6 protein-coding genes are annotated in these 7057 nt (G+C 61.7%); all 6 read left to right on the top strand.

Annotation, left to right across the window (positions count from 1 at the left end; genetic code table 11):
- Positions 1 to 170 precede the first annotated feature (170 nt).
- Positions 171 to 1442, top strand: coding sequence for a tyrosine-type recombinase/integrase (locus BRAS3809_RS01600; RefSeq protein WP_008960356.1), 1272 nt, complete (start codon positions 171 to 173; stop codon positions 1440 to 1442).
- A 243-nt stretch (positions 1443 to 1685) separates the two neighbouring features.
- Positions 1686 to 1913: a hypothetical protein gene (locus BRAS3809_RS01595; RefSeq protein WP_008960355.1), complete on the top strand. Its 228-nt coding sequence runs from the start codon at positions 1686 to 1688 to the stop codon at positions 1911 to 1913.
- Positions 1914 to 2169: 256 nt separating this feature from the next.
- On the top strand, positions 2170 to 4569 hold the full coding sequence (locus BRAS3809_RS01590; RefSeq protein WP_008960354.1) for a DUF3987 domain-containing protein: 2400 nt from the start codon (positions 2170 to 2172) through the stop codon (positions 4567 to 4569).
- A gap of 77 nt (positions 4570 to 4646) precedes the next feature.
- Complete coding sequence (locus tag BRAS3809_RS01585; protein WP_008960353.1) at positions 4647 to 4871, top strand: hypothetical protein; 225 nt, start codon at positions 4647 to 4649, stop codon at positions 4869 to 4871.
- Positions 4872 to 5261: 390 nt separating this feature from the next.
- Positions 5262 to 6326 (top strand): ParB N-terminal domain-containing protein, encoded by a 1065-nt coding sequence (locus BRAS3809_RS34260; protein ID WP_008960352.1) that lies wholly within the window; start codon positions 5262 to 5264, stop codon positions 6324 to 6326.
- A 47-nt stretch (positions 6327 to 6373) separates the two neighbouring features.
- A complete protein-coding gene (locus BRAS3809_RS01575) occupies positions 6374 to 6886 on the top strand; it encodes a hypothetical protein (protein WP_008960351.1) in 513 nt (170 codons plus the stop codon).
- Positions 6887 to 7057 lie beyond the last annotated feature (171 nt).

Raw genomic sequence — 7057 nt, 5'->3', positions numbered from 1 at the left:
CGACCCGGCATTCCCTGCGCGAGGGAAAATAAATATCCGCATGGGTTTGTAGAGAGTCCGTCAGGCTCCGTAACCTATTGATCTTGCAATCGATATCGCCATATCGTGTCACGAGCATCCATATGCCTCCGCACACACAATCGCGACACTTCCGAGACACGAGACCGATCATGGCCCGCAAGGTTCGTCACAGCGCCCTCGAAAGCCGCAGCGCTCGGCTGAAGCTCTCGATCCGTCGCCGGCCCTACAGCGGCCCGTCGCTCGGACGTGGCATCAGCTTGATGTACCGCCGGAACAAGACGAACGGGACATGGGTGTTGAAGGCTTCCGACGGTCACGGCGCATACTGGACCAAGGCCATCGCGCTCGCTGACGATTTCGACGACAGTGACTGCAAGACCATCCTGACGTTCTATGAGGCGCAGGACTCAGCGAAGAAGCTGGCGCGGAGCGACGGCGGCAGTACCGACACCTCGCCGATCTCGGTCGATCAAGCGCTCAAGGACTATCGGCGCGATCTCGAAGCGCGCGGTGCCAACCCTTACAACGCGGAATCTCCGCGCGTGCATCTGCCCAAGGTGCTGCTGGCAAAGCCGGTCCAACTGCTGACCGCGCACGAGTTGAAGAAATGGCGCGATGGGCTGCTCGGCAAGCTTAAGCCCGCCACGGCAAACCGGGTCGGCCGTTGCCTCGGCGCCGCCCTGGAACTGGCGCGGCAGCACGACGAGCGCATTCAGAACCGGCAGGCTTGGGAAATCGGCCTTGCTGGTCTTCCGGATGCGCAGGAGGCGCGCAACGTAATTTTGCCCGATGACAAGGTCCGGGCGTTCGTCAATGCGGCCTATGGGATCGATCATGAATTCGGGTTGCTCACCGATACGCTCGCCGTAACCGGCGCGCGGCCCAGCCAAGCGGTCCGGCTGCGGGTGGAAGACCTGCACGACCATCCAGTGCGGCCCAAGCTCATGATGCCGAAGTCCGGTAAGGGCGGTGGCCGGAACCGGGCGCAGAAGAAGGCCGAGCGCTACAGCGTGCCCATCACGGTCCTGCTCGCGGGCAAACTCAAAGCGGCAGCGAAGGGCCGGCCGGACAGCGCGCCGCTGCTACTGCAAACCGACGTCACGCCATGGGGCGACAATCCCGGTCTGAGCTATCACCGGCAAGTCGGGAACGTGGTCCGCGCCATCGGGCTCGATCCAGCCGAGGTGACCATGTACGCGCTGCGGCACAGCTCCATCGTTCGCATGCTGCTGCAGAATGTTCCGATCCGGCTGGTCGCGTCACTGCACAACACCAGCGTCAACATGATCGAGCGGACTTACTCGAAGTTCATCACCGAGCACGGCGATGAAATTTCGCGCCGGGCGCTGTTGCAGCATGATCCGTTGATCGGTGGCAACATCGTCCGCATTGACGGCTTGACGCAATATCCTGCCAGTTAGTTGCATGGCTGCGGGCAACATTTCAACCGATCCCGTTAGAGTGTCGGATTTCGTCAGTTTGACGGATTTCGACGGGCTGACGAAATCCGTTGGATGGTTGATAGCTGCGTCAAAATGAGCTGTGGATAATTTGCACATGACGTTGTCTTTTGACGCGCTCGCTTACTGACACCGCCGAAGACGTGTTTATTGATAGTGCTCCTATGAACCTCGGTGAATGCCGAATGACACAGGAGAAGCCCCATGCGTCCCTCAAAAATTGCTGATGATGCCGACCCCGATGCGTTCAGCATCGATGAGTTCTGCGTCCGTCATCGCATCAGCACGCAGCTCTTCTACAAGCTCAGACCGCAGGGCCTGATGCCCGCGACTTTCAAGGTTGGCACGCGCGTGCTGATCTCGCGCGAAGCTGCTGCTGCGTGGCGTCGTGCTCGCGAGAGCGCGCAGCGTGCCGCTGAGAGCGTCGCGTAGTTGCAGAAAAGGCGGCCCGCCAGCCGCCTCTCAAAACTTTCTCCCGGAGACCCTCAAATGGTTGTCAGCAACACGAGCTTGCCCGGCGCGTGAGAACGCTCTGAAGCGAGCGTTCATTAATTCGCGCAGATATGGCCGCAGGCTTCGATCTGACTACTCGGAAGAGCCCGCAACACCGTCGGCTCTTTCACCGCTTCAACATCTAAAAAAGAGCCCCGGGGTCGGACCCAGGGCCGAGAAGTAAGATGGAATAATTATGACATATAACGATTATGCTGCGTCTGCAAGTTCAAAGGAGTTGGCCGCGCTCGATCCATTCGAGCGCTACCTCCAAATGGTGGAAGTGATCGACATCACGACCGCTCCCGTCAACGAGGAGCTGCTTGATCAGCGCTTGAACGCGCTCTGGGAATGGCAATGGGAGAGTACCCGCGACGAGTTGGGTGACAAGCGGTGTGACTTGCTCTGCGAGTGGTTGAACGCGGAGCGTGCCGCAGGGCGCGCCGCCGGGCGGAAGGTTGAGGCCAAGACCGAGCCCGGTGCCAATGTTGACGCCGCGCTTGCGCATGCTCCGGCCGCATCCACCGCGCAGGCCAAGGTCCACGTCACGTTCTTCTCGAACCACCTTGCGGCCAAGCTCACGACTGAGGAGCTGAGCCTCGGGCAAATGCGCGAGCGCATCATGGATGCCTCCGCGCGCGAGAAAGGCAAGTTGCCCTGGCTGAAGCTGGCGAGGTTTGGCGCCAAGCGCACCACGAAAGACAGCTTGCGCCATGATGCCAACGTTCTCGAAATAACTGGGATTGAGCTGGACTACGATGGCGGGAAAATCGCTTTCGAGGATTGCCTGAAAGCCCTCAGGGCGATGGGCATCCACGCGCTTGGCTACACGTCGCCGTCGCACACGCTCGATGCACCGCGTTGGCGCATCGTTGCACCGACCTCCAAGCCGCTGCCGCCGGAGATGCGCGCCCCGCTGGTGGCTCGGCTCAATGGTTTCCTGATGGCTGAGCTGGGCGTGGCGGCGCTTGGCGCCCCCGAGAGCTTCACGCTCAGTCAGGCTTACTATTACGGTTGGGTGATGAACAAGCCCGGCCTCAACCATCGCGCCGAGGTGACCGTTGGCAACTTCATCGACCGGCGGGATGATCTGAGAGAGTTCGAAGCCGCCGGCGCGAAGGGTGCTGGCGCCAAAGGGGGCAAGACGAACAACCCCGGCCAGAGCACGACCGAAGGCACGGGGGTTGATGGTCGGGTCCATGGACTGGAGGCCATACTCGCGACGATGGGCGACGGCGAAGGCCTGGAAGGCTTCAACGGCCCTTTGACCCGCGCTGCCTCAAGTTACATCGCGACAACTGAATACCCCGACTTGCGGCTGATTAAGAAGGTCCTCCGCGATGCCATCGAGAAGGCTCCGAAGCAGGACACTCCGGCCCGCGCCGAGAGCATCGAGCGGTACAGGTCCGATGGCTACCTTGACGGTGTGCTCCAGTCCGCCATCGGCAAGTTCAGCCAGATGTCGGACCCCGTTGACCTGTGGGCGAAGTTCAACCCGCCGTCCTTGCCGCGCGGAGTACTGCCGGACATCATCGAACGCTTTGCGCACGACCAGGGACTGGACATGGGGGCGGACATGGCAGGGATCGCGGCGGCGGCCTTGGCTGTTTGCGCGGCAGCCATTCCGGACAGTGTCAAGCTCCAGGTGAAGCGTCATAACCGGGGTTGGCTCGAGCCTGCACGGCTGTGGGTCGCGCTCGTTGGACCACCCAGCTCGAAGAAGAGCCCCATCACGACTGCAGCGGCTCGGCCGCTTCGCAAGATCGATGCGGATCAGGCGCGCGACTACGCTGAGCAGCGCGCCGTGTATGAGAAACTGCCCAAGGAGGTGAAGCTCAAGACCGATCCTCCGAAGCAGGTTCGGAGCATTCTCGAAGACACCACTATCGAGGCGGCACAAGAAGTCCTGAAGGACAGCCCTGACGGGCTGCTGTGCTATCAGGATGAGCTGTCCGGCTGGTTCGGCTCGATGGATAAGTATTCGGCTGGGCGCGGCTCCGCGAAGGACCGCGCCTTCTGGCTCCAGGCATTCAACGGGGGCAACTATTCGGTCCAGCGTGTCAGTCGCGGGTCGGTGTTCATCGAGAACCTGTCCGTGTCTCTGATTGGCGGCATTCAGCCGGAACCCATTCGCCAGATCGCTGATGAGAGTCTAGACGACGGTCTGTTGCAGCGCCTGCTGCCGATTATTGTTGCTCCCGCCGTGGCGGGGCGAGACGAAGCGGTGGGGGCGATTGTCTCTGAATATGAGACTCTGGTTCGCCGCCTGCATTGCCTCGCCAATACAACATTGAGCTTTGACGATGGTGCACAGCGCTACCGCCAGGAATTGGAAGGCAGGCACCTCAAGCTGCAGTCACTTGAATGCGTTCATCGCAAGCTGGCGGCGCACATTGGCAAGTACGACGGCATGTTCGCGCGGCTCTGTGTGGTGTGGCATTGCATCGAGAACAACGGGGGGTTCGGGACCGTGTCGGTCGTCGTCAGCGAGGCCACGGCCCGGCGCGTCGGCGCGTTTCTGCATGGTNCNNNTNNCCCNACGCGATTGCTTTCTACGCGGGCGTACTTGGCCTCTCCAATGACCATGATCGGGTGACGGCAGTTGCGGGATACATCCTGTCTCACGGCCTTACCAAGATCACCAACCGCGACCTTAAGCGGGGTGATCGGATCATGAAGCGGCTCAGCCCAGATGAGGCGCTGGCGGTGTTCGAGCAGTTGGAAGCCTTTGGCTGGCTGACGCGCGAGGGATCAAAGGTCCGACGCGCTCCCTCTCGCTGGTTCGTCAACCCGGTCGTGCACCAAAAGTTCGCGGAGAAGGGCAAGGCGGAGGCCGAACGGCGGGCGGAGGTCCGCCGGATCATCGCTGAGGTGGTGGGCACGGGGGGCGAGCCGTGAGTGGAGGTGGCGCCTGCTCGCGCGCAAGTGACGCTGGTGACATCTGGGGCGGGGTGCCGCGTGCGGGCTCGCCCTTATGCCCTCGGTGTCACCGCTGTCACTTGCGCGCAGGTCACAGAAATACAAATTGCCGTTCTTTCCTACTATCTGTCTGCCTCCCGTTCAGTCATGCGCGCAAGTGACGCTGGTGACAAGAAGTCAGCTTGGCATGCCACGCGATCGGCTCGCCCCGGGCGGCGGAGCGCGCCACCAGGAGTCAGTAGGAGGTGAGTGTCGTAAGTGCCGAACTTACAAAAACACGGCTCGGCTCGATGCACCGCACATTGAGGCCAGGCTCACAGCGACTTTTTAAAACCGCGTCCGAGACAGTCACACAGCTGGAGATAACACGTGAAATCAAACCGTAACTCGTCGCAGCGCAGCGCAGCTAATCCCGGCGTCAAGCTCGCGACCAAGCCATTGATTAGGAATAGCACAACCATCGCGTTGTCAGGCATCGCCATTCCTCCGGAGCGCCTTCGGGCGCTCCGTCAGGACACTGTCGATGCGCTCGCCCAGAGCATGAAGCGGCATGGCCTGATCCATCCAATTGCGCTGCGCAAGCGTGCTGGGCGCGGCTATTGGGTCGTTGCCGGCGCGCACCGCTTCGTCGCGGCTGAAGAGCTGCGGTGGAAAGAAATCGGGTGCGTCGTCCTCGATAACTGCAGTGACAATGAAGCCGAGCTGATCGAGATCGACGAGCCCCTGATGCGCGCCGAGCTGTGCCCGGCCGAGCGCGCCCTGCAGATCGAGCGCCGCAAGGCGATCTATGAGGCGGCGCATCCGGAGACGAAGAACGGCGGCGACCGGAAATCAGATCGCCAAATTGGCGAACTGAAGCAGGGCGCCAAAAACCCGTCTCGCCGAGTTGGCGAAACGGAGAAGAACGACCGCTTGACCAAAGACACGACCGAGAAGACCGGCCAGTCCGAGCGCAAGGTGCAGCGTGACGTGACACGCGCCGAGCAGCTCGGGGACGACTTGAAGCGCGTGGTCGGCACCTCGCTCGACAAGGTCGCCGAGCTGGACGCGCTCGCCAAGATGGTTCCGGAGGCGCGGACGCCGCTGATCGAGCGCGTGGCTGCCGGCGAGATGGTCAGCGTCGTCAAGCAGGCGCTCAATGATGTGGAGAATGCCTGGAACGCATTCTATCGCGCATGGAAGGCCGCCGACGTTGAGGCGCGATCTAAGTTCTGGGCCCATCACTCCGCTGAATACGCTGAGGTCATTTCTGAACTCTCTGAAACGCAGGCATCGCGCCGAACAAGGCGGCGGAGAGCTGCCTGCAGTCTGCCCCCGAGCGGCATCATGTGCTCCGATGAAGCCCTGCCCGAAACAGAGCCCCCGTTCACCGCGCAAGGTACTTCCCGGACCCCGCGGCGGGGCGGGTCACGCCGCACCGCTCCGGGTGACTAGCCCCAGCATTTTTTTGGCGGTACAACTACAACAATGGATGCAAATGCATGAATGTCTTGTTCTCAGTCAACCGGGCCGCTCATTTGCTGGAACGTGATCGAGCGACTCTCGTCCGGGCGCTGAAGCACGTGCCGCCCGACGGCTTCGAGCACGGCCAGCCGCGGTGGCTCATGCCGACGATCACCGCAGCTCTTGCAAGGCCCCCTGGGGAGCGCCGCGAGACTGCCAAATACCGCGACCGGTTCAGTATCGGGCGCTCGAAGGCGCTCGACGGCTTGCGCACCATCTTCGAGCAGAAGATCGCGCTAATCACCGCGGAGCCCAACCCCGAACGGCGCCGCCCAATGGCATTTGCACTGGCGCCAGTCATTTGTGACTACCAGCGGTCGTACCTTGACTTCGGTCGGTCGCTCGGCATTGCGGACGAGGACGTGCTTGGTCACCGCGCCGATCTGATCATCGAAGAAATGGTCAGCGAGGTCGCCGAAGCTGCAGGCCGTAGCGCCGATCGCGCTTTCTTTGCCGAGATGATCGAGGCCATGGCTGTGGAGGCCGAATAATGGGCGCTGTCAAGAAAATGGAGCCGGACCTGCCCACCGAGATCGCTAAGGCGATGAAGACGGCTGGTTTCGCGCCGAAGCTGGCAACGTTGATGTCGATTATCGAAGACTTCGCTAAGTCGAGGGACCAAAAGGGAGCTTCAACGGCGAACGCACATCCGGTCGAACGGA

The sequence above is a fragment of the Bradyrhizobium sp. STM 3809 genome, from assembly GCF_000239795.1.
In the GTDB taxonomy this organism is placed as follows: Bacteria; Pseudomonadota; Alphaproteobacteria; order Rhizobiales; family Xanthobacteraceae; genus Bradyrhizobium.
Note: the sequence above shows the minus strand (reverse complement) of the source record. Positions and strands in the feature narration are given on the sequence as shown.

Excerpts from the sequence above, each read along its gene's own strand:
- BRAS3809_RS01575 (WP_008960351.1), top strand. The coding sequence starts at position 6,374 with ATGAATGTCTTGTTCTCAGTCAACCGGGCCGCTCATTTGCTGGAACGT.
- BRAS3809_RS01585 (WP_008960353.1), top strand. The coding sequence starts at position 4,647 with ATGAAGCGGCTCAGCCCAGATGAGGCGCTGGCGGTGTTCGAGCAGTTG.
- BRAS3809_RS01595 (WP_008960355.1), top strand. The coding sequence starts at position 1,686 with ATGCGTCCCTCAAAAATTGCTGATGATGCCGACCCCGATGCGTTCAGC.
- BRAS3809_RS01600 (WP_008960356.1), top strand. The coding sequence starts at position 171 with ATGGCCCGCAAGGTTCGTCACAGCGCCCTCGAAAGCCGCAGCGCTCGG.